At 71.9% G+C, this 23,847-nt stretch carries 28 protein-coding genes, 1 tRNA gene and 1 pseudogene; 16 read left to right on the top strand and 14 right to left on the bottom strand.

Annotation, left to right across the window (positions count from 1 at the left end):
• The first annotated feature begins 77 nt into the window (after positions 1-77).
• From FS532_RS03350 to FS532_RS03315, 9 genes are all read left to right on the top strand, one after another.
• Positions 78-1,565 (top strand): hypothetical protein, encoded by a 1,488-nt coding sequence (locus tag FS532_RS03350; protein WP_144750275.1) that lies wholly within the window; start codon positions 78-80, stop codon positions 1,563-1,565.
• 68 nt (positions 1,566-1,633) lie between these two features.
• Positions 1,634-1,990 carry a VOC family protein gene (locus FS532_RS03345; RefSeq protein ID WP_144750273.1) on the top strand — a complete coding sequence of 119 codons (357 nt, stop codon included), beginning with the start codon at positions 1,634-1,636 and terminating at the stop codon, positions 1,988-1,990.
• Between the two features lie 149 nt (positions 1,991-2,139).
• Positions 2,140-3,201: an Lrp/AsnC family transcriptional regulator gene (locus FS532_RS03340; RefSeq protein ID WP_144750271.1), complete on the top strand. Its 1,062-nt coding sequence runs from the start codon at positions 2,140-2,142 to the stop codon at positions 3,199-3,201.
• A 53-nt stretch (positions 3,202-3,254) separates the two neighbouring features.
• The gene (locus FS532_RS03335) at positions 3,255-4,205 is read left to right on the top strand and encodes a polysaccharide deacetylase family protein (protein ID WP_144750268.1); all 951 of its coding nucleotides are present in this window, start codon (positions 3,255-3,257) and stop codon (positions 4,203-4,205) included.
• 98 nt (positions 4,206-4,303) lie between these two features.
• Positions 4,304-5,647, top strand: a complete 1,344-nt coding sequence (locus FS532_RS03330; RefSeq protein WP_144750266.1) for an MFS transporter — start codon at positions 4,304-4,306, stop codon at positions 5,645-5,647.
• A complete protein-coding gene (locus tag FS532_RS03325; protein WP_144750264.1) occupies positions 5,644-6,429 on the top strand; it encodes an SDR family NAD(P)-dependent oxidoreductase in 786 nt (261 codons plus the stop codon). Before FS532_RS03330 ends, FS532_RS03325 begins: the two co-directional genes overlap by 4 nt.
• Positions 6,426-7,454, top strand: a complete 1,029-nt coding sequence (locus tag FS532_RS18880) for a ketopantoate reductase family protein (protein ID WP_222121925.1) — start codon at positions 6,426-6,428, stop codon at positions 7,452-7,454. The genes FS532_RS03325 and FS532_RS18880 overlap by 4 nt, the downstream gene beginning before the upstream one ends.
• Positions 7,451-8,620 carry a M20/M25/M40 family metallo-hydrolase gene (locus tag FS532_RS18875; RefSeq protein WP_222121924.1) on the top strand — a complete coding sequence of 390 codons (1,170 nt, stop codon included), beginning with the start codon at positions 7,451-7,453 and terminating at the stop codon, positions 8,618-8,620. The genes FS532_RS18880 and FS532_RS18875 overlap by 4 nt, the downstream gene beginning before the upstream one ends.
• A 12-nt stretch (positions 8,621-8,632) precedes the next feature.
• Positions 8,633-8,708 (top strand) — tRNA-Val (locus FS532_RS03315).
• Here FS532_RS03315 and FS532_RS19160 read toward each other — a convergent pair.
• From FS532_RS19160 to hxlB, 4 genes are all read right to left on the bottom strand, one after another.
• Positions 8,665-9,915 carry a HipA domain-containing protein gene (locus FS532_RS19160; protein ID WP_354029636.1) on the bottom strand — a complete coding sequence of 417 codons (1,251 nt, stop codon included), beginning with the start codon at positions 9,913-9,915 and terminating at the stop codon, positions 8,665-8,667. The two genes, FS532_RS03315 and FS532_RS19160, sit on opposite strands and share 44 nt — an antisense overlap.
• Positions 9,912-10,556 carry a helix-turn-helix domain-containing protein gene (locus FS532_RS03305; RefSeq protein WP_144750262.1) on the bottom strand — a complete coding sequence of 215 codons (645 nt, stop codon included), beginning with the start codon at positions 10,554-10,556 and terminating at the stop codon, positions 9,912-9,914. The genes FS532_RS19160 and FS532_RS03305 overlap by 4 nt, the downstream gene beginning before the upstream one ends.
• Positions 10,557-10,678: 122 nt before the next feature.
• Entirely contained in the window at positions 10,679-11,302 is a 624-nt protein-coding gene (hxlA, locus tag FS532_RS03300; protein WP_079238857.1) for a 3-hexulose-6-phosphate synthase, read from the bottom strand.
• A gap of 44 nt (positions 11,303-11,346) precedes the next feature.
• Entirely contained in the window at positions 11,347-11,907 is a 561-nt protein-coding gene (gene hxlB, locus FS532_RS03295; RefSeq protein ID WP_440130694.1) for a 6-phospho-3-hexuloisomerase, read from the bottom strand.
• A gap of 101 nt (positions 11,908-12,008) precedes the next feature.
• On the opposite strand from hxlB, the gene FS532_RS03290 reads away from it, so the two are divergent.
• Together FS532_RS03290 and FS532_RS03285 are read left to right on the top strand one after the other, a co-directional pair.
• Complete coding sequence (locus FS532_RS03290) at positions 12,009-12,836, top strand: helix-turn-helix transcriptional regulator (RefSeq protein WP_144750260.1); 828 nt, start codon at positions 12,009-12,011, stop codon at positions 12,834-12,836.
• 41 nt (positions 12,837-12,877) lie between these two features.
• A complete protein-coding gene (locus tag FS532_RS03285) occupies positions 12,878-13,453 on the top strand; it encodes a TetR/AcrR family transcriptional regulator (protein WP_144750258.1) in 576 nt (191 codons plus the stop codon).
• Between the two features lie 6 nt (positions 13,454-13,459).
• Here FS532_RS03285 and FS532_RS03280 read toward each other — a convergent pair whose 3' ends face one another.
• The 6 genes and pseudogenes from FS532_RS03280 to FS532_RS03255 all read right to left on the bottom strand — a co-directional run bounded on the left by FS532_RS03280 (position 13,460) and on the right by FS532_RS03255 (position 18,833).
• Positions 13,460-14,020 (bottom strand): hypothetical protein, encoded by a 561-nt coding sequence (locus FS532_RS03280; RefSeq protein WP_144750256.1) that lies wholly within the window; start codon positions 14,018-14,020, stop codon positions 13,460-13,462.
• Between the two features lie 28 nt (positions 14,021-14,048).
• A pseudogene (locus FS532_RS18980) lies at positions 14,049-14,138 on the bottom strand (VOC family protein); the annotation flags it as partial.
• A 130-nt stretch (positions 14,139-14,268) separates the two neighbouring features.
• The gene (locus tag FS532_RS03270) at positions 14,269-16,665 is read right to left on the bottom strand and encodes an ATP-binding cassette domain-containing protein (RefSeq protein WP_144750255.1); all 2,397 of its coding nucleotides are present in this window, start codon (positions 16,663-16,665) and stop codon (positions 14,269-14,271) included.
• A gap of 49 nt (positions 16,666-16,714) precedes the next feature.
• Positions 16,715-17,437, bottom strand: a complete 723-nt coding sequence (locus FS532_RS03265; RefSeq protein ID WP_186321888.1) for a hypothetical protein — start codon at positions 17,435-17,437, stop codon at positions 16,715-16,717.
• Positions 17,437-18,093: a hypothetical protein gene (locus FS532_RS03260; protein ID WP_144750253.1), complete on the bottom strand. Its 657-nt coding sequence runs from the start codon at positions 18,091-18,093 to the stop codon at positions 17,437-17,439. Before FS532_RS03260 ends, FS532_RS03265 begins: the two co-directional genes overlap by 1 nt.
• Before the next feature lie 59 nt (positions 18,094-18,152).
• On the bottom strand, positions 18,153-18,833 hold the full coding sequence (locus FS532_RS03255) for a hypothetical protein (RefSeq protein ID WP_144750251.1): 681 nt from the start codon (positions 18,831-18,833) through the stop codon (positions 18,153-18,155).
• 107 nt (positions 18,834-18,940) lie between these two features.
• Between FS532_RS03255 and FS532_RS03250 the strand changes: the two genes are divergently transcribed.
• Positions 18,941-19,360 carry a VOC family protein gene (locus FS532_RS03250; RefSeq protein WP_144750249.1) on the top strand — a complete coding sequence of 140 codons (420 nt, stop codon included), beginning with the start codon at positions 18,941-18,943 and terminating at the stop codon, positions 19,358-19,360.
• Here FS532_RS03250 and FS532_RS03245 read toward each other — a convergent pair.
• The 3 genes from FS532_RS03245 to FS532_RS03240 all read right to left on the bottom strand — a co-directional run bounded on the left by FS532_RS03245 (position 19,341) and on the right by FS532_RS03240 (position 21,497).
• On the bottom strand, positions 19,341-20,288 hold the full coding sequence (locus FS532_RS03245; RefSeq protein WP_144750247.1) for a methyltransferase family protein: 948 nt from the start codon (positions 20,286-20,288) through the stop codon (positions 19,341-19,343). The genes FS532_RS03250 and FS532_RS03245 overlap by 20 nt on opposite strands.
• Positions 20,289-20,391: 103 nt before the next feature.
• On the bottom strand, positions 20,392-20,529 hold the full coding sequence (locus FS532_RS18575) for a hypothetical protein (protein WP_158521771.1): 138 nt from the start codon (positions 20,527-20,529) through the stop codon (positions 20,392-20,394).
• 62 nt (positions 20,530-20,591) lie between these two features.
• Complete coding sequence (locus FS532_RS03240; protein WP_144750245.1) at positions 20,592-21,497, bottom strand: SDR family oxidoreductase; 906 nt, start codon at positions 21,495-21,497, stop codon at positions 20,592-20,594.
• A 90-nt stretch (positions 21,498-21,587) separates the two neighbouring features.
• Here FS532_RS03240 and FS532_RS03235 point away from each other — a divergent pair, with 90 nt between their 5' ends.
• The 3 genes from FS532_RS03235 to FS532_RS03225 are packed head-to-tail and all read left to right on the top strand — an operon-like array spanning position 21,588 to position 22,445.
• Positions 21,588-21,923: a DUF3140 domain-containing protein gene (locus FS532_RS03235; RefSeq protein WP_144750244.1), complete on the top strand. Its 336-nt coding sequence runs from the start codon at positions 21,588-21,590 to the stop codon at positions 21,921-21,923.
• A 25-nt stretch (positions 21,924-21,948) separates the two neighbouring features.
• The gene (locus tag FS532_RS03230) at positions 21,949-22,203 is read left to right on the top strand and encodes a DUF7218 family protein (protein ID WP_144750242.1); all 255 of its coding nucleotides are present in this window, start codon (positions 21,949-21,951) and stop codon (positions 22,201-22,203) included.
• A 23-nt stretch (positions 22,204-22,226) separates the two neighbouring features.
• The gene (locus FS532_RS03225; protein WP_144750240.1) at positions 22,227-22,445 is read left to right on the top strand and encodes a hypothetical protein; all 219 of its coding nucleotides are present in this window, start codon (positions 22,227-22,229) and stop codon (positions 22,443-22,445) included.
• Between the two features lie 27 nt (positions 22,446-22,472).
• Here the strand turns inward: FS532_RS03225 and FS532_RS03220 are convergent, their stop codons facing one another.
• On the bottom strand, positions 22,473-22,733 hold the full coding sequence (locus tag FS532_RS03220) for a hypothetical protein (RefSeq protein ID WP_144750237.1): 261 nt from the start codon (positions 22,731-22,733) through the stop codon (positions 22,473-22,475).
• Between the two features lie 112 nt (positions 22,734-22,845).
• On the opposite strand from FS532_RS03220, the gene FS532_RS03215 reads away from it, so the two are divergent.
• Positions 22,846-23,805 (top strand): SDR family NAD(P)-dependent oxidoreductase, encoded by a 960-nt coding sequence (locus FS532_RS03215; protein WP_144750235.1) that lies wholly within the window; start codon positions 22,846-22,848, stop codon positions 23,803-23,805.
• The last annotated feature ends 42 nt before the right edge of the window (positions 23,806-23,847 follow it).

The raw sequence follows: 23,847 nt of genomic DNA, 5'->3' as shown, positions 1-23,847 counted from the left end.
CGAGCGGCCCACGCACGTGGCTCGACAGCCCGGACTGGGGGTCGAGCCGGAGCGCGGCCGTCTCCCACGATGTGGTCGTGAGCAACTCGTTGATCGACCACGAACACATCCGCGTGTTGGTCTGGGCCGGCCTGCAACCCCGGTTCGGCGGGCCGCTCCGGTGGGGCCACCACGGAGAGGACGGCGCCGTCGTGGTCGGGACGGTCGACGCGGGCTCCGCGGCCGAGCTCGGCGCCGCGCTCGTCGGACAGAACGAGGCGGTGTTCGACGCCCGCCACGACTGGGACGACGACCACGAGCCGTACGAGCACGCCGCACCCGAGCGCGAGACCTGGACGGCCGTCGAGGTACTGAAGGCGATCGATCACTACCTGTACCACGCGATGGACGAGGAAGCGGGCGACCACTGGACCTCGATCGACGCAGCGATGTACTGCGAAGCCCTCCGGCACGGCATCGTCGCGAACGACCCGCGGTGGGACGTGTCCACCTTCGACGCGCTCGCGGTGATGAACACCGCCGAGTACGCGGCCGCGCCGCTCGAGATCGTCCGACGCGTCGCCCCGACCCCCGATGATCTCGTCACGCGGACCCGTCGTCCGACCGGCCCCGCGCGCCGGACACGCTCCGGCCGACCACACAGTCCGGTGCCGTGGATGCTCACGGGCGCCGACGGCATCTGGGTGTGGGACCCCGGACAGGGACTGGTCCGTCTCACCGACCCGTTCGCCGACGGCGACGACTGCGGGGGATGGGAGCTGGCGCCTGACGGAGCCTCCGCCCGCTACACGGCGTGGCGCCGGGGTCGAGGGCCCGTTCCGGAGCGACGCAGGATCGATCTCGTGTCCGGATCCGTCGTGGTGGAACCCGAGCAGCCCCCGAACACCCTGGTCTTCGACGGCGGTCCTGGGCTGTCGGCCACCGTGCACTCCGTTCCACTCGACGTCTACGACGCCACCGCAGTGGTGACGATCGAACGCGATGGCGACGTGCGGGAGCTCGAGCACCAGTTCGCCGTCGGCCTGAGCCCGAACCTGACCGGGCCCAGCGTGCAGTTCTCCCTGGACCGTCGGTGGGCCGCAGTGGGGTTCGGGTGGGTCGCGAACCCGTTCAGCAGACTGGACCTCATCGACCTGGACTCGTCGTGGCCCCGCAGGTACTCGGGCTTCGGGCTCGAACTCGTCGGTTCCGGCGCGGTCAGTCCGGACGGCTCGCGGTTGCTCGTGCTCCGGACGGAGCACCGCTCCGGCGTCCTCGAACGGGAGACCTGCGTCCTCCGCACGTGGTCGCGGGAGACGCGACCGGTCGCGGTGCTCCCGGGCGACGAACACCAGCGCATCGAGTACCCGGGGTGGATCGACGACCGCGCACTGCTCGCCGTCGTCCGCGACGGGCGGCAGGTATCGGTCAGGTCCGTCGACCCGGACACCGGTGCGCACGAGGAGCTCGCCGGCTTCCGGATGCCGATGAACGGCGGGGACGTGCACGGGTTCCGGATGGCGCCGCTGCTCGTCCAGTCTGACCCCGGCACACTCGCCGGCAAGCCGGAGTCCGCAACGCCGTGAGGGCGTGCGGACACGCTCGCGTACAACGGCGTCGAGGGCCGCACCGCGCGGCCGGAGACGAGACGGCAATGGCATCCGGAGTGGCAACGGTGTGGGTCCCGGTGACCGACATGCAACGAGCGGTGGCGTTCTACCGCGACACCGTCGGACTGACGGTGCGGAACGAGAGCGACGACTGGAGTGAACTCGAGGTCGGCGGTCTGATGATCGGCCTGAACGCCCGTGAGGACGCGAGCGTCTCGTCCGCCGGCGGCGCGGTGATCACCTTCCAGCCGGACGGCATCATCGAGGACGAACTCGCCGAGCTGCGGCAGCGCGGAGCGGACGTCGAGGGGGAGATCAGCGAGCACCCGTGGGGCCGGATCTTCCCGTTCAAGGACTCCGAGGGCAACGACCTGCAGTTCTACTCGCCGCCGCAGTCCTGACACGTGTGCACGACGAAGGCCGTCCCGGGGAACCGGGGCGGCCTTCGCTGTCCGTCTCAGTGGAGGTGAATGAAAACATCGTGTTACGAGTCGTGTGTGACGCAAATCTTGCATTGACGGTCGTGGAATGACGGAATACGTTGATCCGCATGACCTTGACGGATGCTCGTCCCACCGCCGCCGACGAGGTCGACCGCGCCGTCCTCCGTGCCCTCGCGCACGACGGCCGTGCCTCCTGGGCGGCGATCGGTGAGCTGGCGGGCTGCTCGCCCTCGACCGCACAACGCCGCGTCACACGTCTGATCGAGGACGGAGCCGTCCGGATCATCGCCGCGTCGGACGTGCTCGCCGCCGGCTTCGGCGTCTCCACGAAGGTCCGGATCAAGTCCGGGGCCGACCGTGCCGACGCCCTGGCGGATGCCCTCGCCCGACGCCCCGAGGTCCGGTTCGCCGCGACCCTCACGGGCTCGGCGGACTGCACGGCCGAGGTCGTCCTGCCCCGGGTCGGTGACCTGACCGCGTTCCTCAGCACCATCGTGGTCGACGGGCGTCCGGTCGAGACCGAGGCCCTGCCGATCGTGCGGACCTTCACCGCCCCGTTCACGGTGTTCCCCGGCGACGGCCCGCGGCCGACACCCACGGCCGCCCCGCGATCGGCGACCGCGAACGCGCCCGCTCCCGATCCGTCGACGGGCGAAGGCGTGGCACCGCTGCACGCCGACGCCACCGTTGAGGAGCGGTCCGTGTTCGCCGCCCTCGTCCGCGACGGTCGCAAGCCCCTCACCGATCTCGCACGCGAGGTCGGTCGGTCCGAGGCGGCCACCCGCCGCACCCTCGAGGACCTGGTGCAGAGCGGTCGACTCCGGATCGGCCCGCTCGTGGCCCCGGCGCTCCTCGGCCGCACGACCGAACTCGAGGTGTGGATCTCCGTCGCACCCGACCGGCTCTCCGCTGCGGCCGCACAGCTCGCCGGGCACCCCGCCGTGCACTACGCCGCCGCGTCGCTCGGACGGTACAACCTCATCGGCCAGGCGTTCCTGCCCGACTTCGCGTCCGTCTACACCTTCACGACCGACGTCCTGGGCGCGCTGCCCGGCGTGCGCGAGGTCGACGTGACGGTGCAGCTCCGCACCGTCAAACGGATGTGGAGCCGGATCGAGGACGGCCGGTTCGTCCCGGCCAGCGACGCCTCGGCCCCCGCGATCCCGTGACCCGACGCCTCGGCCCCCACGATCGCGTGACCCGACCACCACAGGAGGACACCATGCCCCAGCCCGACCACCAGCAGCCCTGGCAGTGGAACGAGCCCACCTGGCGTGGCCACGTCGAGGAGGTCCGCGCCGGACGGAACCTGCTGCCGCCGGAGGGCCCCGACCGCTGGCCCGGCGGCGCCCGCGTGGCGGTCGCGATCTCGTTCGACTCCGACCACGAGACCCCGTCACTGCGCGACGGCGAGACGTCGCCCGGCCGGATGGCGATGGGGGAGTACGGCGCGCGAGCAGCCGTCCCACGCATCCTCCGGCTGCTCGACCGCTACGAGGCCCCGTCCTCGTTCTACGTGCCCGCGGTGTGCGCGCTGCTCCGCCCCGACGAGGCCCCGACGTACGTCGCACACGGCCACGAGGTCGCGGTGCACGGCTGGATCCACGAGCGGAACACCCTGCTCGGCCACGACGACGAGCTGGACCTGCTGAGCCGGGCGGTCGACGTGCTGACGTCGCAGACCGGTGTGCGCCCGACGGGCATCCGGACGCCGTCGTGGGACTTCAGTGACTCCACGCTCGACGTCGCCCGCGAGCTCGGCTTCCGCTACGACTCCTCGCTGATGGCCGACGACGACCCGTACGAGATCCTGCACCGCGGCGAGCCGACGGGCATCGTCGAGATCCCGGTGGACTGGATCCGCGACGACGCGCCGTACCTGATGATGGAGCGCTTCCAGTCGCTGCGGCCGTACACGCCGCCGCACGAGGTCGGCCGCATCTGGCGCGACGAGTTCGACGTGGCGCGTGCCGAGGGCGGCGTGTTCCAACTCACCATGCACCCGCACTTCATCGGGCACCGGTCGCGCCTCGTCGTCCTCGAGGCGCTCCTCGCCCACATCCGCTCGTTCGACGACGTCTGGTTCACCACCCACGCCGGCCTCGCCGAGCACGTCGCGACCGCGAGCGGTCTCGACCCGGTCGGAGCGTCCGCCACGGACGCGACCGTCTGACGGCCTGGAGGCACGGGTCGACCCCGCCCCGCGCCTCCAGTCCGCTGCTCCACCCGTTCCGCACCCCCGTTCCTCCCACCCAGGAAGTCGACGCAACGATGACAGCAGAAGCAACCAACCCGAGGCTCGGTGCCGCCGGCACCGCGCCGGATGCCGTGCACGAGACGCGGCTCACGGCCCGCGGCCGCAAGGCGATCATCGCCGGCGGCATCGGGAACGTGGTCGAGTGGATCGACTGGGCCGTCTACACGACGTTCTCGTCGGTGTTCGGCCACCACTTCTTCCCGCCGGGCAACGACGCGGCGGCGCTCCTCGCGACGCTCGCGGTGTTCGCGGTCGGGTTCGTGATGCGTCCGATCGGCGCCGCGGTCCTCGGCGCGTACGCCGACCGGCACGGCCGCAAGAAGGGGCTGATGCTCACGATCGGGCTGATGGCCGCCGCCTCGCTCGTCATCGGCATCACGCCCGGGTTCGCGACGATCGGGATCGCCGCACCGATCGTGCTGCTCCTCGCGCGACTCGTGCAGGGCTTCTCGGCGGGCGGGGAGTTCGGCTCCTCGTCGGCGTTCCTCGTCGAGTCGGCCGCTCCCAAGCGCCGCGCCTTCGCCGGATCCTGGCAGCAGGTGTCGGTCGGTGCGGGCGTGCTGATCGCCTCCGGGATCGGTGCGATCATCACCTCGGTGCTCTCACCCGAGGCCCTGGACGCCTGGGGCTGGCGCGCCGCCTTCGTCTTCTGCGCGCTGATCGGGCTGGTGGGCATCTGGCTGCGGACCTCGGTCGAGGAGACCGAGTCCTTCACCGCCCAGCGGGACCGTGACGCGCAGACGGCCGCGCCGAAGCGCAACGCCGTCGTCGCGATGTTCCGCGACCACCCGGGTGCCACCGCACGCGTGTTCGGGATCACCATCGCCGGCACCCTGCTCTACTACATGTGGGTCTCGTACATGCCGACCTACGCCCACGTCACGACGGGGCTCCCGCTCAACCAGGCGCTCCTCGCGAACGTGATCGCCATGGTCGTGTTCCTCGTGCTGCTGCCGTTCGCCGGCATCCTGTCGGACAAGATCGGACGCAAGCCCACGATGTCGATCTTCGCCGGCGGGTTCCTGCTGTTCGCATGGCCGGCGTTCACGTTCCTGAGCGGCACGTTCTGGTCGTTGCTCATCATCCAGGTCATCGGCATCCTGTTCCTGCTCGGCTACTCGGCGAACTGCGCGGTGATCATGGCCGAGCAGTTCCCGCCGGAGGTCCGTGCGACCGGGATCGGCCTGCCCTACGCCCTCGCAGTCGCGATCTTCGGCGGGACCGCGCCCTACATCACGACCTGGATGAGCGGCGCCGGGTACGGGAACCTCGTCTGGGTCTACTGCGCGGTGGCCGCGGCGATCGGACTCGTCGTCTACCTGACGATGCCGGAGACGAAGGGGAAGGTCCTCCGATGACGCGGCACGTGCTCGTCACGGGGGCGGCCAGCGGGATCGGGCTCGCCGTGGCCCGGTCGTTCGCCGCCCTCGGCGACCGGCTGACGCTCGTCGACCACCGTGCCGACGCACTCGCCGCAGCCGCAGGGTCGATCGGCTCCACGGACGCCGCAGGCACGGTCGTGGCGGACCTCCGCGACCCGGACGCCCCGACGCGTGCCGTGACCGCCGCGTGGGAGCAGGCACCCGTCGACGTCCTCGTGAACGCCGCCGGTGTCTACCCGGCGACACCCTTCCTCGAGCTCGACGCCACGACGTGGGACTCCGTGCAGGACGTCAACGTCCGAGCGCCCTTGCTCGCCACCGTGGCACTCGGCCGCCTCGCCACCCGGTCCGGTCGGACCCCGACCGTCGTCAACATCACGTCGGGTGCCGCCCTCCGCGCCCGCCCCGGCGCCGCTCCGTACAGCACGTCGAAGGCCGCGCTGGAGATGGTGACCCGTGCGAGCGCCCTGGAGCTCGGGGCCGCCGGCATCCGGGTGAACGCCGTCGCGCCGGGGTTCGTCGTCGTGGACAGCGAGGTGAACCGCGTGAGCGACGAGTACGCCGCCGCCGTGTCGCCGAACCCGCTCGGGCGACCAGGCGACCCGACCGACATCGCGAAGGCCGTCGTCTGGCTGGCCGACCCGGAGCAGTCCGGGTGGGTCACGGGGACGATCCTGCGCGTCGACGGCGGATCGTCCACCGGCGCGCACAACCTGCCGCTGAGCAGCAGCACCACCCGAGAGGAAGTCCCCGCATGACCGACCGCACTCCGTACACGATCGTCGGTGCCGGCGCGATCGGCGGCACCCTCGCCGTGCACCTCGACGCCGCCGGTGTCCCCGTGCAGCTCGTCGACGCCGACCCCGAGCACGTCGCCGCGGTGCGCGCCGACGGACTCCGCCTCCGGACCGCCGACGGCGAACGGGTGGCCCGGCTCCCGATCTGGCACCTCGACGACCCCGACGCACCGACCACACTCGGACCGGTCCTGCTCGCCGTCAAGGCGCTCGCCACCGACCCGGCGTCGGCCTGGATCGCACCTCGGCTCGCCGGCGACGGCTGGGTCGCCTCGCTGCAGAACGGTCTCAACGAGGCGACGATCGCCCGCCACGTCGGTGCCGACCGCACCGTCATCGCGTTCGTCGATCTGTTCGCGGACGTCGTCGCCCCCGGTGTCGTGCAGGACGGCGGCCTCGGCGCGATGTCGCTCGGCGAGTACGCCGGCGGGACGAGCGACCGCAACCGACAGCTCGCGGAGGACCTGCGCCGATGGGGGGCCCCGGTCGTCACGGACAACGTCGCCGGCTTCCTCTGGTCGAAGCTGGCCTTCGGCGCGATGCTCACCGCGACGGCCTTGGCGGACGAGGACATGAGCGTCCTCATCGATGACAACCGCGACGTGATGGCCGCGCTCGCTCGGGAGGTCCTCGCCGTGACCGAGGCGCAGGGCATCACGCCGGAACCGTTCGACGCGTTCGAGCCGACAGCATTCGCCCCCGGTGCCGACCCCGCCACGACGACCGCTGCGCTCGACGGCCTCGTCGCGTGGCTCGCCACCCAGTCGAAGACCCGCTCCGGGATCTGGCGCGACATCGCCGTCCGGCACCGGAAGACCGAGGTGCCGCTGCACTACGGCCCCGTCGTCGAAGCCGGGGAGACGCTCGGCATCCCGACGCCCGGCATCCGCGCGCTCGTCGACGAGATCGTCGCGGTGGAGGACGGCGCCGCGATGGACGAGGACCGGATCCGTGGCCTCGTCGCGGCGGTCGGAGCGGCGCGGTGACGGCCACCGTGGTCGACGTCGACCTCCTGGAGGCCGCGGTCGTCCGGCGCGCGCAGATGGTCGACGACCTCGTCGCGTACGTCGAGACGGAGACCCCCTCGGACGACCTCGCCCTGCTCCGCGTCGGACTCCACCACGTCGAACGGTTCCTCGCCGCCACCGTCGGGCCGTTCGCCGAGCGCGCCCTCCACGAGCCCGAACAGCACGGCCCGGTCGTCGTCGGTGACCTCGTGGCACCCGACGCGACGGAGTCCTGGGCCGTCGTGCTCTGCCACTACGACACCGTGTGGGCCGCCGGAACGCTCGCCGACTGGCCGGTGCGGATCGACGGCAACCGACTGACCGGCCCCGGTGCCTACGACATGAAGGCCGGGCTCGTGCAGTTCGCCCACGCGGTCGCGCTCCTCGACGGCCTCGGCGTCCCACGGCCGAACATCCGCCTCGTCCTGAACGGGGACGAAGAGGTCGGCAGCATCGGTTCCCGCCCGGTCATCGAGGACGTCGTCCGACGGACCCCCGGCCCCGTCCTGGTCTTCGAGGCCTCGGCCGGGCCGAACGGCGCACTCAAGACCGCACGGAAGGGCGTCGGACTGTTCGACGTCCACATCCGCGGGGTCGAGGTGCACGCGGGTCTGCACCCGGCCGGGGGCGCCAGCGCGGTCGACGAGCTCGCCCGGGTGGTCCTCGCGCTCCACGGCGCGGCCGACCTCGACGCGGGCACGTCGCTGAACGTCGGGGTCGTCACCGGCGGAACCCGGCCCAACGTCCGGGCCGGTGCGGCGACGGCGGCGCTCGACGTCCGCGTGTCGTCGGATGCCGAGTCCGCACGGATCGACGAGGTCCTCGGCGGTCTCGAGCCGGCGAACCCGGCGGCGTCGATCTCGGTGACGGGTGACTGGAACCGACCCGTGATGGCGCGGACCGACCGCAACGTCGAGCTGTTCCGGGTCGCCGAGACGGCCGCTGCCGCACTCGGCCTCACCGTCGCGGAGACGAGCGTCGGGGGCGCGAGCGACGGGAACTTCGCAGCGGCGCTCGGAGCAGCGGTGCTCGACGGTCTCGGCGCGGTCGGCGACGGGGCGCACGCGCGACACGAGTGGGTCGACCTGGACCGCATGGTCGAGCGCACGGCGCTCACCGCGGGGGTGCTGCGGCGACTCGTCTAGGATCGAGGGGAAGGGCCTTTAGCTCAGCTGGTAGAGCGCCACGTTTACACCGTGGATGTCGTCGGTTCGATCCCGGCAGGGCCCACCACCGCAGACGTGATCTTCCTGGTCTGCTCCGCGACGAGGGCGCGCATGCGTTCGGCCTGGTCGTCGTCGAGTTCGGTCCACGCAGTGTCGACACGGTCAGCGACGGCCTCGTAGACCTCCCGCACCTCGGTACGAGCGCGGTCGACGTCGAGACCAGACCTGCGCGCGAGCTTCGACCAGTGGTCGAGCGTCAGCTCGTTCGGGTGCTCCGCACCACCGATGCGCATCGCGAGCGTGTCGTCGTAGGCGGGCCAGAGCCGGGTGGGCAGGGCGTCGTAGAGCGGGGAGAGCCGGATCCCCGTGGGCCGCAGGAGGACGGAGTAGTTCTTCGCGTGCGCATCGGCGTTGCCGATGGCGGCGTTGAAGGCCGCCTGCCTGAGGAAGGTGTGAGCGGCCTCGCCGGTCGGGTCGTGCCGCAGCAACAGCTCGATGATCGGTTTCGCGCCGATGGCGTACTTGCTCGCGCCCGCCTGACCGAGGGCCTGGGTGAGGTCCTCCACGTGGATCCGTGTCGCGAGCCCGTTCGGCTGCGTTGCCCGGTCGAACCGCTCGACGATGTAGGCACGCTCTCCGGCCACGTCGAGGACGTCCGCCCGCGGTGCGACGAGGCCGATGTCCGCGGCGAGCCGTTCAGCCGCGACTTCTGCCCGTTCTGCACCACGGTTCGTGGAGGCTGCGGGCTTGACGATGTGGGTCGACGGAACGGACGCGTTCGACCAGAACCAGGTCCCGCCGACGTCGGCGAGCGCGAACTTCGGCTGGCTGCCGGCGAGGGAGAACCGCGCCGGATCGGCGCGTTCCCACCAACGGTCGGGGTCCTGGTGCAGGCTGCTGATCCGGAAGGCGATCGCATCGTCGTCCGCCACGAGGAGCGCCGTCGCGGCGGACTCGGGAAGGTCCTCGGTGGGGAGGAGGACGAGACCGCCCGCAACGTCTCCGCCGACCTCCGCGAGGAGGTCGAACGTGCTCGTCGACCTCGCGTCGGTGATGCGCCGCATCCACTCGCGGGCCTCGGGCCGGTCTGGGAGCAGGTTGTCGAGGAACCGACTCGCGGCGTGCTCGGGCACCGTGCCGTGGCGCGGGATCGACAACGACACGGGAGTGTCCGGCGCATCGCTGTCGTAGCGCAGGGTGACGCGCCCGCTCCCGGCGTCGACGAACTCCCCGACGTACCGACCTTCGAGCCACGCGTGCAGGACCTTCGTCACGCTGAGTCCCTGACCGCTGCGGTGGGGACCGCGAGCGGGTGCACGTCGAGGGCGTTGATGACCTGCAGGACGGTGACGAGCGAGTCGATCGCTTCGCCGGACTCGACGGCCTTGACGTCGTGCTCCGTCGTGCCGGCACGGGCGGCGAGTTCTGCGCGGGTGAACCCGTGGATGGCCCGCTCGTCCGCGACCACCCGAGCCAGGCGGTCGGGCGAGTTCAGGAAGCGGCGTTGGGGGCGGGCGAGGCGCTCGGAGACGATGTCGTCGTCACCGTCCATCGCCGCACGCACGAGCAGCTCGCCGAGGGAGAACCCGCTCGGCGTCACGGCCCCACGGAACCACGCGCGCAGCAGTGCGGCAGGGTGCTCCGCCTGACGGAGTCGGTTCAGGTAGCCGGCGATGCGCCGACGGTCCGAGCCGGTCAGCCCGCGGACGGACTGGTCGGAGAGGGCGCGGAGGAACATCACCCTGGTCCGCGGACTCATCGGGCGGGTACCGGTGACCGGTGACGTCGTGGCGTCGTCGTCCAGCACCCACGCGCGTCCGATGCGTCGAGCGGGAACGCGACCCTGCTGCGCGAGCGTCCGTGCGCGACGCGGCGAGATGCCGTGCTCGGTCGCGTACTCGGCGATGGTGACCACGCGCCCATGCTACGTCTCGCGGAACAGGAAGTGCAACGAATGGCCGGACCGTATGACGGACGGGAGGCACGGTGCCAGCCGGCACCGTGCCTCCCGTCCCTCAGGTGCGCACGTTCAGTGCGTCACTTGATGGCGGCGCGGATCTCCGCGGCTGCGGCCGCGACGTCGTCGGCGCTGTAGATCGCGCTGCCGGCGACGGCGACGCGCGCGCCGGCGTCCTGGACGGACGCGACGGAACCGGCGTTGACACCGCCGGCGACCGAGAACGGCACGCCCGCGGACTCGCCGTCGCGCAGCAGGGTCTCGAAGGTGAAGCCCGGCTCGGCCTGCTCGTCGAGACCGGCGTGCATCTCGACGAAGGTCGCGCCGAGGGCGACGACCTGCTTGGCGCGGGCCGGCTTGTCGGCGACGCCGATCAGGTCGACGACGATGCCCTTGCCGTGCTTCTCGGCGGCCTTCACGGCGCCCACGATGGTGCTGTCACCGGCGGTGCCGAGGACGGTGACGAGGTCGGCGCCGGCCTGGAACGCGATGTCGGCCTCGAGCTCACCGGCGTCCATCGTCTTGAGGTCGGCGAAGACGATCTTGTCCGGGTGCGCCTGCTTGATCGCGGTGATCGCGGAGAGGCCCTCGCTCTTGATGAGCGGGGTGCCGAGCTCGAGGATGTCGACGTGCGGTGCTGCGGCGGCGGCGAGCTCGAGCGCGGCGTCGGTGGTCAGGGTGTCCATGGCGAACTGCAACTGCATGATGTGCTTCTTTCCTGTCGTGCGGGTGGGGGTCGTGGCCGGAGTCACTCGATGTTCGCGTGCCGGGGCCACAGGTCGTCGGCGCTCTGACCGCTTCGCTGCCAGAGCGTGTGGAACAGTGCGTCGCCGAGGAGTGCGACACCCTGTTCGAAGAGGGAGCCGGCGTACTGCGCGGAGGCGACGCCGGATCGGTCGGTCTTCGTCGCGGCGGGCAGCAGGACCGTCATCCGGGCGGTGCGGGAGAGCGGCGCGTCGTCCGTGGTGGAGATCGCTGCGACGGTCGCTCCGGCTGCGGTGGCGGTCTCGGCCGCGCGGACGATGCCGCTCGTCGTGCCGGAGCCGCTTGCGGTGAGGAGCAGGTCGCCACTGCCGATCGCGGGGGTGGTCACCTCGCCCACGACGTGGGTCGGGATCCCGAGGTGCATGAGCCGCATCGCCGTCATGCGGAGCGCGATGCCGGACCGGCCGGCGCCGTGGACGAAGACGCGATCGGCGGTCGTCACGAGGTCGGCGAGGTCGTCGAGCCGGCCGCCTGCGGTCTCGACGAGTCGGTCCAGGAGACCAGCGACCTCGTCGGCAACCATGCGGAGCGCGTTCTGATGCATGACCCCGAGCCTGACCGGTCCGTGACGTCGTCGCAGCTACCCGGTGAGCGGGCGTTCCCATCCGCCCGGGTAGGGGAGTGGGGCGGGGGTAGTATCGCGCCATGGTCGACCCCGTACCGCTCGCCGAACCCGCCACCCGCGCGCTCGTCGTGCAGCACGCACGGCTGGTCGCGGAACGGGCCGATCAGCACGCCCTGACCCTGGAGTCACTGCTCGCGGTGCTCCGGTCGACGCGCGTCGACGACCGCGCCGCACGCGTCGAGGCCGCCGAGATCGCGTCGGCCGCGCTGGTCGACCTCCGGACGAGCAACGACGAGGAGCGGAACGCCCTGGTCGAGCCGGTGTCCCGCGCGTTCCTCCGGCTGCGGAACGACCTGCGACCGCTGGTGCGCTTCGGTGCGATCGACATCCAGTTCGTCGAGCCGCCCGCGACCGGTCGCGCCCTGCCCGGTGAGGTCGCCCACGCCGCGCGCGCCATCGTGCGCACCGCGGTGCTCGCGCACGTCGACCGGGGGACCGCCGAGCGTGTGCGGGTGCAGTGGGACTGCGACGGGCGCAACCTGCTCGTCGAGATCCGCGACGACGGCGACGGGTCGCTCGACGTCCACGACGACACGGTGCGCCCGATCGCCGAACGGGTGTCTGCCCTCGACGGGGACTTCCGGGTCCAGTCGACGGACGGATGGGGTTCCACGATCTCGATCGTGATGCCCCTCGACCCGCCGGCTCTCGGCGACCGCATCGAGGACGCCGAGGCGTTGACGCCCCGGGAGCGCGACGTTCTCCGGCTCGTCGTGGCGGGAGCACCGAACGCCGACGTCGCCGCGCAGCTCGGGATCACCGTGAACACCGCGAAGTACCACGTCGCGAACCTGCTGCGGAAGTACGGTGCGCGGTCGCGGGCGGAGCTCTCAGCGCTCGCCCGCTGAGCCACGGCCCGGTCCCGCCCGGCTGCCGATACCGTGGACCCATGGCCCGCTTCACGCCCCCTGCCGCCGACGCGATGCGCGCACGACTCCTGCTCGCCGCCCGCGACGAGTTCGCCGCCGCCGGTCTCGTCGGCACCCGCCTGGAACGCATCACCGCAGCGGCGGAGAGCAACAAGGCGCAGGTGTTCCACTACTTCGGCAGCAAGGAGGGCCTGTTCGACGCGCTGATCGCCCAGACGGTCACGGAGACCTCGGACGAGGTCCCGATCGACACGGACGACCTGCCCGGGTACGCCGCACGCCTGCACGACTCGTACGTCCGGCGTCCGTGGGCGCAGCGGCTGCTCACGTGGCACCGGCTCGAACGCGGCGAGGCCGCTCCGCTCGACGCCCTGGTCGGGGCCGACACCGAGGCGGTCGCCGCGGTCGAGCACGCCCAGCGCGCCGGAGTCCTGCCCCGCTCCTACCGCCCGGCGGTCCTGCTCGGCCTCGTCGTGCACGTCGCCGCGTTCTGGAGTGCGACCACGCCCGAGTTCGACACCCTCGTCGCGGCGGTGACCCCCGCGCGCCGTCGGCAGATCGTCGTGGACGCGGTCACCGCCCTCGTCGGCGACTGACCGCGGTCAGTCCCGGTCGAGCGAGACTTGGTCGAGGTCGCACTCGTCGATCCGGCCGGCCGCGGCGACGCCGAGCGTCGCGGGCAGCACCGTGCTGCGGATCGTCCCGAGCACGGCGCGCTGGTCCAGTTCGAGGCCGCCGATCGCACCGAAGGGCGCGCCGTCGCTCCGCGTGATCGTCGCGATCACCGTGGAGGTCCGGTGTGCGGGCAGGACCGCACCGTCGAGGGGGACCGTGCGGTGGCCCTCGGCGAGCTGACTGAGCGTGCCGAAGCCGTTGAACCCGAACGAGCGACCAGGCGCGACGCGGAGGTCGACGTCCGCCGTCCCGACCTGCCCGAGGGGCCGGCTCCCGACGACCTCGATGTCGCCTGCGGAGTCGTTCTGCACCGGGATCGTGACACTCATCGACGTGGATGTGTCCCCTGCCGCGTAGCTGGCGCAGGCACCGCCCACGAGGTGGCCGGTTCGCAGCGGTGTCGACGGCCAGGCCACGACGGCGACCGCTGCTCCGGCCAGGATCGCCAAGGTCGTGGAAGCGGCCAGGACCGCACGTCCGGAATGCATCGCACCAGCATACGGAGCCCCGCGCGCGCTACCGCTTCCGGAGGTCCTGGGCCAGCATCACGATGATCCCGCTCGGTCCGCGCAGGTAGCTCAGCCGGTAGACATCCTGGTAGTTCGCGGACGGCGATGCCGGCGTTCTCCGGCGTGATGGCCATGGCCAGCAGGCCAACGGGGTGGTGCGGCCGGTGTCCGGACTGGAGGCGCGGGGCGGGCCCGCCACGTGCCTCCAGTCCGGTGGGTGCCGAGCATCAGAGCCCGAGTTGCGCGCGCAGGTACGGTGCGGTCCGGCTGGCGGCGGACGCCGCCACCTGCTCCGGTGTGCCGGAGGCGACCACCCGGCCGCCCTCGGCACCGCCGGAGGGACCCATGTCGATGACGTGGTCGGCGACGGCGACGACGTCCATCGCGTGCTCGACGACGACGACGGTGTTGCCGGCATCGGTGAGGCGGGCGAGCTGGTCGGAGAGCAGTTCGACGTCCGCCGGGTGGAGTCCCGTGGTCGGCTCGTCGAGCAGGTAGAGCGTGTGGCCGGTCCGGGCGCGCTGGAGCTCGGTGGCGAGCTTGATGCGCTGGGCCTCGCCGCCGGACAGCTCCGGTGCGGGCTGCCCGAGTCGCAGGTAGCCGAGACCGACCTGGCGGAGGGTCTCGAGGCCGCGGGCTGCGGCGGGGAGGTCGGTGAGGAACGGAGCGGCCTCGTCGACGGTCATCCCGAGCACGTCGGCGATCGTGGCGCCGTTCCACCGGACCTCGAGGGTCTCGTCGTTGTAGCGGCTGCCGTGACACTCCGGGCACGGGGCCCAGCTGCCGGGCAGGAACAGGAGCTCGACGGACACGAAGCCCTCGCCCTGGCAGACCTCGCACCGGCCGCCGGCGACGTTGAACGAGAACCGGCCGGCGGTCCAGCCGCGCTCGCGTGCGGCGTCGGTCGCGGCGAAGGCGGTCCGGACCGCGTCGAACAGACCCGTGTAGGTCGCGAGGTTCGACCGCGGCGTGCGTCCGATCGGCTTCTGGTCGACCTGGACAGTGCGGGTGACGAGCGGGTGGGCCGAGGCGGCCTCGGGCAGCACACCACCGACGAGCGACGACTTGCCGGAACCGCTGACTCCCGTCACGGCGGTGAGCACCCCGAGCGGGACGTCGACGTCGAGGTGCCGGAGGTTGTGCAGGGTCACGTCGCGGAGCTCGAGGGTGCCCACCGGCGCGCGCTCCACCCGGTCCGGCGTGTGGTCGCCCGGGAACAGGAACCGGCGGGTGACGCTCGCCTCCACGTCCCCCAGCCCGTCGACCGGTCCGCTGTACAGCACGGTGCCGCCGCTCTCGCCGGCGCCGGGACCGACGTCGACGATCCAGTCCGCACGCCGGACGATGCTCATGTCGTGCTCGACCACGAAGACGCTGTTGCCGCTCGCGCGCAGGTCGTCGAGGACCTGGACGAGCGACTCGGCGTCGGCGGGGTGCAGACCCGCACTCGGCTCGTCGAGGACGTAGACCACGCCGAACAACCCGGATCGGAGCTGCGTCGCGATCCGGAGTCGTTGCGTCTCGCCCGGGGACAGCGTCGGCGTCGCCCGGTCGAGCGCGAGGTACCCGAGTCCGAGCCCGACGAGCACGTCGACACGCGTGACGAGGTCGCCGGCGATCGCGACGGCGACCTCGGTGCGCTCGCCCGACGTCGCCTTCGACGTCGCCGCACCGGCGTCCGTGATCGACGCGATCGGGCGCAGCACGTCGGCGAGCGTCGCCAGCGGCAGGGCGTTCAGCTCGGCGATGCTCTGGCCGCCGATCGTGACCGCGAGCGCGTCGCGGGTCAGGCCGGTTCCGCCGCACAGACCGCACGGGCCGGACTCGACGTACTGCAGTGCGCGGTTCCGCTGGGTCTCGCTCTGTGAGTCGGCGAGGGTGTGGAGGACGAACTGTCGGGCGCTCCAGAAGCGGCCGCGGTACGGCTTCGCCACCCGGTCGCGCTTCGGGTGGACCTCGACGACGGGCTGCTCCTCGGTGAACAGCAGCCAGTCGCGATCGGCCCGGGGGAGTTCCCGCCACGGCCGTTCGATGTCGTAGCCGAGGACCGCGGTGACGTCGCGGAGGTTCTTGCCCTGCCAGGCTCCCGGCCACGCGGTGATCGCCCCGTCCCGGATGCTTAGGGAGTCGTCGTGCACCGCCGAGGCCTCGGTGACCTCGTGCGCCGTGCCGAGCCCGTGGCAGCGCGGGCAGGCACCGGCCGCGGTGTTCGGCGAGAACGAGTCCGACTCCAGACGCTCCGCTCCCGCCGGGTAGGTGCCCGCACGGGAGAACAGCATGCGCATCGAGTTGGACAGGGTCGTCAGCGTGCCGACGGTCGACCGGGCGCTCGGTGCACCACGGCGCTGCTGCAGTGCGACGGCCGGCGGGAGCCCCGTGATCGAGTCGACGTGCGGCGTCGACCCCTGTGCGATGAGCCGCCGAGCGTAGGGGGCGACGGACTCCAGGAAGCGGCGCTGCGCCTCGGCGAAGACGGTTCCGAACGCTAGCGAGGACTTCCCCGAGCCGGAGACGCCGGTGAAGGCGACGATCCGGTCGCGGGGGATGTCGACGTCCACGTCGCGCAGGTTGTGCTCGCGGGCGCCGCGGACACGGATGAAGTCGTCGTGACGAGGAACGGGCATCCTCACGATGCTAGGCGCGGGCGGCTGGGTGCCCGGTCGTTACGAGGCCTCATCCTCCGTCGAACGCGATCCGGAGGCGATCGATCGCGGTCCGGTCCACGCCCGCCACACGGATGATCGTCGGATCCCGATCGATCAGCGCGGCAGCCGCCGCGATCCGCCGCCGTTCGGTCGGCGTGATGTCGTCGGCGACCCGGTCGCGTCTGGTGATGAGTGCTGCGAGCGTCGCGATGTCCGAGAGGTGCCGCGCGGGGTCGTCGCCGACGATCTCGACCGCCGCCGCCTTGGACAGAAGAGCACCCTGCAACGTCGGCCGGAGCACCGTCCCGATCCGACCGTTGACCTCCAGCGTCACCGGGGCGGCACGCCACAGGGCCCCTTGTGCGCCCGGCGCCGCGATCGTCGTCCCGCCCGCGACCCCTCGGCGCCGTTCCGCCCGCTCCCCGAGGAACCGCGGGATCAGGACGTCGATCTGCGCGTCACCCCGGACCCATCGGTGCTGGTGCCCCTCGAAACTCGTGCCGTCGGGACGGAAACCGAGATCGCGGAGCGCCGCGGTGAACGTCATGAGCATCAGGGGTCTGGCGCGGACGTCGAGTGCGGTGTCGGCGTCCGTCGTCGGGCGACTCGGTGCTGCACCGCGCTCCCAGCAGAGCGACTGGACCATCTGCCCGCCGACGAGCGCCCAGCCGTCGGACAGTCGCTCGTGGAGGTCGAAGAGCGCATGCCAGGCGCCCGCCTGGGCAGGGCGCAGCGGAGGAGCCGCGAACATCAGAGGGCGCGCTCGAGCAGCGATCGGGCAGCGGCGCGTTCGCGGGCTCCGTCGTGGTGGGCCAGCTCGATGATCAGCGTGCCGAGCGGCACCGGGTCCGAGGGGCGCTCGGCGCTGACGTGGAGGAGGACGTTCGGTCGAGCGTCCGTCGCGACGAGGAGGTACTCCCGCTCGACGGCGGCGAGGTCGTCCTCGGCGACGTGTGCTTCGAAGAACCCGGCGTCGCTGATGCCCGACCGTGGGTCGCTGACGCCCGCGCGGACGAGTCGACCGTCGGCACGTAGGTCCTCGAGATCAGCCGCAGCGACCTGGTACCCGCTCGGCTTCCGGTACTCGGTGCGTGTCCAGTTCGTGATGCGTCGCCACGGCACCGGATCCGCGCGCAGCTCGGCGATGCGGTCCTGGATCCGACTGCGCTCACTGCGTGAGAGCCCGTCCGCCCAATCGGGGCTGCCGGAGAGGCGGCACTCGACGGCGCGCACCGACCTGCGCGACAGGGGGCGACCGGGGCGACCCCGGTGCGGTGTGGCGTCGTCGACCAGCCACTGCGCACCGACGCGGCGCGCGGGCAGCGTGCCGGCGGCCGCCGCTGCCTGTACCCGCCGTCGGGAGACACCGTGTCTCGCGGCGTACTCAGCCGTGGTGATCTCGTTCACGCTTGCCCCGATCTGTTCGTACCACAACCATACGCCAATGCGAATGATTGTGGTACGGGTCAGCGAGCGTGCCGGAGGCGGTCGTCCGCCGCCGCGAGCGCCACCCGCATCCGCTCCGCGTCGCCCTCCGCCCATCCGCCGGAACTCGCGAGCGGCAACTCGGTCATGTGCCGTCGGAGGTGCTCCGGGTAGTCGCGGACGATGCGGTCGGGATCGCTCCGGACCGTGGCGTAGAGCGACGGCCCGTCCGCGTAGAACAGGTCGGCGACGACGAGCCGGCCGTCGGAGCCCCGCATGACGTTCGCGGGGTTGTCGTCGAGCGGACCCCACCACGGCTGTTCGCGGGCACCCCGGGTGTGCACCGCCGCGATGTGGTCGGCGAGGGCTGCGACGGAAGGGTCCCGTCGGGCGATCGACTGCTGGAACGCGGTGCCCTCGGCCTCGGTCACCGGAGAGAGGTACTCCATTACCGTGAGGTCCGCACCGCCCGACAGCACCCGGTGCTCGACGAGGGCAGGCACCTGGCGGGTGTGTGCGGCCTCCCGGTAGAGCATCGCGGAGTACGGTCCTGCCGGGTCGAATGGGCTGATCCGGGCGGCGAGGTCCCCCGACGGTGACCGGAGGGCCGTCGCCCAGTCGCCCGTGCCGCACGGCGTCCACCCGTGCGCCCGCAACGCGGACACCACTTCGGTCCACGGCATCGCTGCGTCCAGGAGCTGGTCGTACCGGTCGGCGTCCATCGGCCCATCCTGCCCGACCGCCCGCGGGTCTTCCGGTCCGCCCACAGCGATGGGACGATGGGCGCGACACGGGCGACGACGCCCGCGCACATCCCGAGGAGTCCACCATGGCCGTCCGCCTCAACCCGTACATCAACCTCCGCGACCGGGCGAGGGAGGGCCTCGAGTTCTACCACTCGGTGTTCCGCGGTGAGCTCACCCTGAGCACGTTCGGCGAGGCCGGGATGACGCAGGACCCCGCCGACGCCGACAAGGTCATGCACGGCCAGCTCGAGGGCGAGAACGGCCTGCTGCTGATGGCCTCTGACGCCCCCACCGGCATGGAGGGGCCAGAGGTCAGCAACATCTCGGTGTCGCTCAGCGGGGACGACGAGGAAGCGCTCACCCGCTACTGGAACGGCCTCGCCGAGGGGGCGACGACGATCATCGAACCGCTCACGAAGGCGCCGTGGGGCGACACGTTCGGCATGCTCACCGACCGCTACGGCGTCACGTGGCTCGTCAACGTCAGCGGCGCGGCGGACTGATCGCGTCCGCGGGAGCGCTCGCCGGGATCGGCCACCGCGGCACCCAGCAGCGGACCCGTGCGGCGTAGCGGCGGAAGTCGTCGCCGAAGCGGTGCTCGAGGTCGGCCTCTTCGAGCGGACGGACGATGCAGTTCCACACGATCGACCCGGCGAGCGCGTACACGACGACCATCCACGAGCTCAGGAGCAGTCCGACGCCGACGCCCTGCGTGATGCCGGCGAGTGCCATCGGGTTCCGCACCGAGCGGTAGGGGCCGGCGACGACCAGTCGGTTCGGCATCGCGGACGGCAGCGGCGTGCCGGCACCCTGGGTGGACATGGTCGCCGCGGACGCGATGCCGAGCGCGCTCGCGAGCACGAGGACGACTACCCCGGTGACGACCGAGGCGGTCACGAGGGGGTCCGGCAGCGGCGGGTGCAGGCGCCACCGGAGCTCGGCGAACGCGATGACCAGCGGGAACACCCCGAGGAACAGGCCCCAGAAGACGACGATCTGCGCGGCGGTGCCGAGGACGTGCCGACGACGTCCGCCGTCGGGGTCGGCGGTCCGGAAGCGCAGCGGTCCGGAGGTCACGAGTTCCGTGGGGATCCGGCCGAGCAGGACGAGCGACAGTGCGAGGACCGAGCCGACTGACGCACCGACCATGATCAGGACACCGAGTCCCGCCTCGGTGGTGACGGTCGCCCAGACGACGATCGCCGCCGTCACCGCGACGGTCCAGAGGGTGGCGACGACCGCGGCCGCGCGGACCCTCGCGGCGGCGAGCGCCGACGCGACGACGAACAGCGGGACGTCCGCCAGCGCGACGAGGAACGGTTGCAGGGACCCGAGGGTCGCGGTCCGGACGGCCGGCAGCGTGAACACCGCGATCCACCACGCGGCCCCGCCCGCGGCCTGGGCCGCGAAGTACCACCGGCCCCAGGACATGGGAGCACGCTAGCAGCGCGAGACGGACTGGAGGCGCGGTGCCAGCTGGCACCGCGCCTCCAGTCGATCCGCTGTCACGTCTCGAGCACGTGGGCCGGCGTGCTCAGTCCTGACGGTTGATCTGGCCGAGCCAGCGTCCGAAGGACGGCTTGCGCTCGTCGTGCAGGACCGAGACGGTGCTCGTCGGCAGGCAGGTGCGCTCGTCGTCGAGGCCGGTGCTCTTGTGGAGGTCGTGGGCCATGGTGTGCTCCTTCGCGTTCGTGATGAGTTCGACACCGGCGGGCCGCCGGGCATTCCCAGTGGTCAGGGCGTGACCATGCCGCCGTTGACGTTGAGCGTCTCGCCGACGACGTAGCTCGACTCCTGCGACGCGAGGAATACGTAGGCGGGGGCGAGCTCGGCCGGCTGCGCCGCGCGTCCCATCGGCGACTCGCTCGACCCGAAGTCCGGCAGGGACTCGGGGTCGACGCCGCCGCTCGGCTGCAGGACGGTCCAGGTCGGCCCCGGTGCCACCACGTTCACCCGGATGCCGCGTTCGACGAGAGCCTGCGAGAGCCCCTTCGACAGGTTGTTGATCGCACCCTTGGACGCGGCGTAGTCGAGCCGGTCGGGTGCGGGCTGGTACGCCTCCATCGACGCGGTCGTCGTGATCGTCGACCCGGGGTGCAGGTGGGGGAGCGCGGCGCGCACGAGCCGGAAGAGCCCGAAGACGTTGACGTCGAAGGTCGCCTCGAACTGCTCGTCGGTGAGGTCCTCGACGTTCGGCTGCCAGCGCTGCTTCCCGGCGACGCTGACGAGGGTGTCGAGGCCGCCGAGCCCGTCGACGGCCTGGTCGACGAGTGCCTGTGCGTACCCACGGTCGCGGAGGTCGCCCGGGATCGGCACCGCGGTGCGACCTGCGGCCCGGATCTGCTCGATCACGTGGTCGGCGTCGGACTGCTCCTCGGGCAGGTAGGCGAGCGCGACGTCCGCGCCCTCGCGTGCGAAGGCGATCGCGACGGCGGCGCCGATGCCGGAGTCCGCGCCGGTGATCAGGGCCTTCCGGCCGGCGAGCCGACCGGTTCCGCGGTAGGTCTCCTCGCCGAGGTCGGGGATCGGTCGCATCTCGGACTGGAGGCCCGGCTCGGCCTGCGTCTGCGGCTCCGGTCGGACGTCGGGGTAGCGGGTGCGCGGGTTGGTGGCTTCGTACTGGTCGCGGGGTGCGCTCATCGGGTGCTCCTGTGGTGCGTTCGTGGTCCCTCCCACCGAACAGGGTGCGGTCTGGGATCACCTGCAGGAGTGCGGAGTTCGGTCAGTGGCATGAGCGACGACGAACAGCAGACCCGCGAGGACTTCGACGACGCGGTGAACATGACCGCCTCGGAGCTCCGCGCCTGGCTCGACACGGACGAGTCGAAGCAGGTGGGACAGAAGCCGTCGGGCGGCGGCGAGTCGACCGGGCACGAGAGCGGACGCCACATCATCCGGATCCTCGACAAGAAGCAGGCCGACTACACCGACGACGACTACGCCCACATGCGCAAGGTCGTGGGGTACGTCGCCCGGCACGCGAAGCAGCGGCCGGACGGCGACGTGCACGACACCCCGTGGCGGTGGTCCCTCATGAACTGGGGCGACGACCCCGAGAAGCGCTGACGGCGCCGCGCGTACCCTGCGGGCCATGCCGAACCAACTCAAGAAGCCGGACATGTACGACGAACTCCGCAAGGAGGGCAACTCGAAGGAGAAGGCCGCCCGCATCAGCAACGCCGTCGCGGCCCGTGGCAAGGAGGCCGTGGGCCGGAAGGGCGGCGAGTCCGGGTCGTACGACGACTGGACCGTCGCGGACCTCCGGAAGCGCGCGAAGGAGCTCGGTCTGACCGGCTACTCGTCGAAGCGGAAGTCCGAGCTCATCGAAGCGCTCCGGGACCACTGACCGCATCGGGCAGAATGGTGTCCGTGAACGAGACGGGCATGCCGCGCTTCCGACGGATCTGGTCGACGGTGCAGGTCGGGGTGCTCGCCGTGGCCGTCGTGTTCTGCATCGTGATGCTCGTGATCGGCCAAGGCAAGCTCGACCGGGTCTACGCCGTCGCGGCGGTCTTCTTCGGGCTCGCGCTCGTCGGGCACAGCACGTACCTGTGGCTCGTCGCCCGGAACGCCCGCGGCCGCCCCTGACGACCAGGCCGCCCCGGACGCTCCGCGTCAGCCGAACCGCACGGCGATCGGGACGAGCAGCCCTGCCACCCACACGAGCACCAGGAGCAGCGCGCCGACCGCGATGAAGCGTCGGCGTCGGCGGAGCTTCGGACTCCGCTCCTCTCCCCACATCTGAGCGCGGACGAGCACGCGGTTCGCCTGCTCGACGACCTTCCGGACCTCGGGATCCTCGAGTTCCAGCACGCCGTCGCGGGCGTGCTGGGCGATCACGGTCGCCTCGTCGACGGTGAGGTCGTCCTTGCGCATGCCCCCATCGTGACACCCGGCGGGCGTCGGCGCACCCCGCGGCGCGGGACCCGGACCCCGGGGTACGCCCGCCTGTGCCGGCCACGAGCACCGACCGCGTAGCAACGAGGACATGGCACATCGGTTCCGCGGGAAGATCGTCGTCGTCACCGGAGCATCGAGCGGCATCGGGAGGGCCGCTGCGCACGAGTTCGCACGTCAGGGCGCGACCCTGGTGCTCGCCGCGCGCAGCCACGACAGTCTCGAGGCCGCCGCGGCGGAGTGCCGGAAGCTCGGCGCCGAGGCGATCGCGATCCCCACCGACGTCGCCGACGAGCGCCAGGTCGCGGACCTGATCGGGACGGTGACGAGCCGCTTCGGCCGCATCGACGTGTTCGTCGGCAACGCAGCGCTCTTCGTCTACGGCCTCTTCGAGCAGACGCCGACGGAGGCGTTCAAGCGCGTCGTCGACACGAACCTCTACGGGCACCTCAACGCCGTCACGCACCTGCTCCCGCACTGGAAGCAGCGCGGGAGGGGCACCTACGTGCTCGTCGGGTCGATCCAGTCCCTGCTCTCGGCGCCGTACCAGTCGGCGTACGTGACGAGCAAGCACGCGGCGCTCGGCCTGGTCGACGTGCTCGGCGACGAGTTCGCCCACACCGGGATCCGGTTCACGACGCTGCTGCCGTCGACGATCGACACCCCGATCTACCAGAACGGCGCCAACTACACCGGGAAGAAGTCCCACCCGCTGCCGCCGACGGTGTCGGTCGGACGGGCCGGGCGTGCCGTGGTCCGAGCGGCGCTGCACCCGAAGCGCTACCGCTACGTCGGCCGTGTCCAGGCGTCCCTCGTGCCGTTGCAGTACGTGTTCCCCGGGCTGTTCCACAAGCTCACGAAGCCGATGGTGGAGACGTTCGCGCTCCGCGGCACCGGCGCTCCGACCGACGGCAACCTCTACAGTCCCGCCGACGCCGGCAACGCCACCGACGGCGGTTGGGTCGCGAAGCGACGGCGCGTCACGCGCCCGCTCCTGGTCATCGGGGCGGTCGCCGCGGTGGCGGGCGTCGCCCTGGGTCGACGCCGCTGACGGACTGGAGGCGCGTGGCGGCCGGACACCGTGCCTCCAGTC

Origin of the sequence: Curtobacterium pusillum (assembly GCF_007673235.1) — a bacterium.
GTDB lineage: Bacteria > Actinomycetota > Actinomycetes > Actinomycetales > Microbacteriaceae > Curtobacterium > Curtobacterium pusillum_C.
The sequence above is the reverse complement of the archived record's forward strand: the minus strand, read 5'-3'. Positions and strand labels throughout refer to the sequence as shown.

Excerpts from the sequence above, each read along its gene's own strand:
- FS532_RS03330 (WP_144750266.1), top strand. The coding sequence starts at position 4,304 with ATGACAGCAGAAGCAACCAACCCGAGGCTCGGTGCCGCCGGCACCGCG.
- FS532_RS03270 (WP_144750255.1), bottom strand. The coding sequence starts at position 16,665 with ATGCCCGTTCCTCGTCACGACGACTTCATCCGTGTCCGCGGCGCCCGC.
- FS532_RS03220 (WP_144750237.1), bottom strand. The coding sequence starts at position 22,733 with ATGCGCAAGGACGACCTCACCGTCGACGAGGCGACCGTGATCGCCCAG.
- FS532_RS03265 (WP_186321888.1), bottom strand. The coding sequence starts at position 17,437 with ATGTTCGCGGCTCCTCCGCTGCGCCCTGCCCAGGCGGGCGCCTGGCAT.
- FS532_RS03280 (WP_144750256.1), bottom strand. The coding sequence starts at position 14,020 with ATGCATTCCGGACGTGCGGTCCTGGCCGCTTCCACGACCTTGGCGATC.
- FS532_RS03285 (WP_144750258.1), top strand. The coding sequence starts at position 12,878 with ATGGCCCGCTTCACGCCCCCTGCCGCCGACGCGATGCGCGCACGACTC.
- FS532_RS03290 (WP_144750260.1), top strand. The coding sequence starts at position 12,009 with ATGGTCGACCCCGTACCGCTCGCCGAACCCGCCACCCGCGCGCTCGTC.
- FS532_RS03250 (WP_144750249.1), top strand. The coding sequence starts at position 18,941 with ATGGCCGTCCGCCTCAACCCGTACATCAACCTCCGCGACCGGGCGAGG.
- FS532_RS18575 (WP_158521771.1), bottom strand. The coding sequence starts at position 20,529 with ATGGCCCACGACCTCCACAAGAGCACCGGCCTCGACGACGAGCGCACC.
- FS532_RS18880 (WP_222121925.1), top strand. The coding sequence starts at position 6,426 with ATGACCGACCGCACTCCGTACACGATCGTCGGTGCCGGCGCGATCGGC.
- FS532_RS03325 (WP_144750264.1), top strand. The coding sequence starts at position 5,644 with ATGACGCGGCACGTGCTCGTCACGGGGGCGGCCAGCGGGATCGGGCTC.
- FS532_RS03345 (WP_144750273.1), top strand. The coding sequence starts at position 1,634 with ATGGCATCCGGAGTGGCAACGGTGTGGGTCCCGGTGACCGACATGCAA.
- FS532_RS03240 (WP_144750245.1), bottom strand. The coding sequence starts at position 21,497 with ATGAGCGCACCCCGCGACCAGTACGAAGCCACCAACCCGCGCACCCGC.
- FS532_RS03235 (WP_144750244.1), top strand. The coding sequence starts at position 21,588 with ATGAGCGACGACGAACAGCAGACCCGCGAGGACTTCGACGACGCGGTG.
- FS532_RS03245 (WP_144750247.1), bottom strand. The coding sequence starts at position 20,288 with ATGTCCTGGGGCCGGTGGTACTTCGCGGCCCAGGCCGCGGGCGGGGCC.
- FS532_RS03215 (WP_144750235.1), top strand. The coding sequence starts at position 22,846 with ATGGCACATCGGTTCCGCGGGAAGATCGTCGTCGTCACCGGAGCATCG.
- FS532_RS03230 (WP_144750242.1), top strand. The coding sequence starts at position 21,949 with ATGCCGAACCAACTCAAGAAGCCGGACATGTACGACGAACTCCGCAAG.
- FS532_RS03340 (WP_144750271.1), top strand. The coding sequence starts at position 2,140 with ATGACCTTGACGGATGCTCGTCCCACCGCCGCCGACGAGGTCGACCGC.
- hxlB (WP_440130694.1), bottom strand. The coding sequence starts at position 11,907 with ATGCATCAGAACGCGCTCCGCATGGTTGCCGACGAGGTCGCTGGTCTC.
- FS532_RS03255 (WP_144750251.1), bottom strand. The coding sequence starts at position 18,833 with ATGGACGCCGACCGGTACGACCAGCTCCTGGACGCAGCGATGCCGTGG.
- hxlA (WP_079238857.1), bottom strand. The coding sequence starts at position 11,302 with ATGCAGTTGCAGTTCGCCATGGACACCCTGACCACCGACGCCGCGCTC.
- FS532_RS03335 (WP_144750268.1), top strand. The coding sequence starts at position 3,255 with ATGCCCCAGCCCGACCACCAGCAGCCCTGGCAGTGGAACGAGCCCACC.